Origin of the sequence: Chitinophaga sp. (assembly GCF_036566945.1) — a bacterium.
In the GTDB taxonomy this organism is placed as follows: Bacteria; Bacteroidota; Bacteroidia; order Chitinophagales; family Chitinophagaceae; genus Chitinophaga.
The window spans coordinates 1-1562 of the sequence record NZ_DATCVJ010000103.1 but is presented as its reverse complement, the minus strand read 5'-3'; the positions used below and the strand labels follow the sequence as shown (position 1 = coordinate 1562).

The window sequence follows — 1562 nt, the reverse complement described above, 5'->3', positions numbered from 1 at the left end:
GCGGTATTCAGCGACACGTTATTGGTAATACTGTAGCTGTTTCCATTAGTAAGGGAATAGGTAGGCGTAAAGATCAGCGAGTGCAATGAATCGATCGTATATTCTATGCGGGCAGAAATGCGGTTGTTGCTATTGTCTGTTTGTGATGCGGATGTAGAGTTATCGTAGGTGGTGTTTGATGCCCCTGTTTTATCGGTGGAGAAAGTTTGTCTCTCCTGTTTTTGCGCTACATCGGTTTTGGTATCATTAAAAAAGTAGCTACCGTTTACGATTAATTTTTTACTGAAGTCCTGGCTGAAGTTTAACCCGGTATTCCAGTTGCGGGTGATACCGGCATTGTTGCCGCCACCACCGCCACCCATAGACATACCGCGCATACCGCCACCACCGCCGCCGCGGCCACCACCTCTTCCACCACCGGCAGCACTGAAGCTCATCTGATCCTGTTGTGTGTAGCCCATGTTGTTCACATTGTTACCACCACCTAACAGCGACAGTTGCTGATTTTCCCGGAAGCGGTTTAAGCTGAGGGAAACGCCGTAGCGGTCGTCCGTTCCGTAGCCTGCTGTGGCACGGCCAAACATCCCTTTTTTCTTATCTTTTTTAATAGTGATATTGATTGTTTTTTCCGTTTGTCCATCGTCGATACCGGTGAATTGTGCCTGATCAGATTTCTTATCTATTACCTGCACTTTATCGATGATGTTGGCTGGAAGGTTTTTGGTGGCCAGTTTCGGGTCATTGCCGAAGAAAGGTTTACCATCTACCAATACTTTTGTAACGGTTTCACCTTGTGCGGTGATGGCGCCGTCTTTGTCCACTGTAACACCGGGTAATTTTTTGAGGAGGTCTTCTACCACCGCATTTTCGCGGGTTTTAAAGGCATCTGCATTAAATTCGAGCGTATCTTTTTTCACCACAATCGGTGGCTTTTCATCTACGATTTCTACGGTATTTAGGTTTACGCCTTTATGTCCCATGGCAATGTTGCCGAGGGCAATATCTCTGTGATCCGGAGTTATTTGTACGCGTTTGTTGAGTGGCTGATAGCCCAGGAAGCTTACGTATAGGCGGTAAGCGCCATCGGCTACATTGGTCAGTTCAAAATTGCCTTTGGTATCGGTCATGGTGGTACTGGCAACGCTGGAGTCTATTGCGTTTAACAGCACCACGGTGGCGGCGGGCATCGCCTCTCTGGTGGTTGAGTCAGTCAGTTGGCCTTTAATCTTTCCTTGTTGCGACTGGGCCTGGGCATACGATATGCCCAAACCCAGTATCAGCAAGAGTTGTATAAGTTTCTTCATAAACGAAATTAACAGGAAAGGGGAAAGTTAGGATGAAATTCACTATTGTTGTTGCCGCTTACGTAATTTATCCATCTCCTGTTTCCTGATCTCTCTCATTTGATCCTGGGTAACTTTTTCTGCACCGGCAGGAATGGCAAGATCCGTATCTGTTATAGCTTTCAGGCTTACATTTTTTGCTACAAAGGAACGATTGCTACTTTCTGCAGACAGTACCACTGCATTGTTTTCAGGTAATAAACCGTTGAGGGGTGAAAA

Annotated in this window: 2 protein-coding genes; both read right to left on the bottom strand. The window is 46.4% G+C overall.

Translation table 11 applies throughout. The features are described 5' to 3' along the window. The coding region (locus VIP81_RS03035; RefSeq protein WP_331957003.1) for a carboxypeptidase regulatory-like domain-containing protein at window positions 1-1304 on the bottom strand (1304 nt) is incomplete at its 3' end. Window positions 1305-1346: 42 nt separating this feature from the next. Beyond that, window positions 1347-1562 (bottom strand): hypothetical protein (locus tag VIP81_RS03030; RefSeq protein WP_331957002.1); only part of this gene is annotated, 216 nt, incomplete at its 5' end.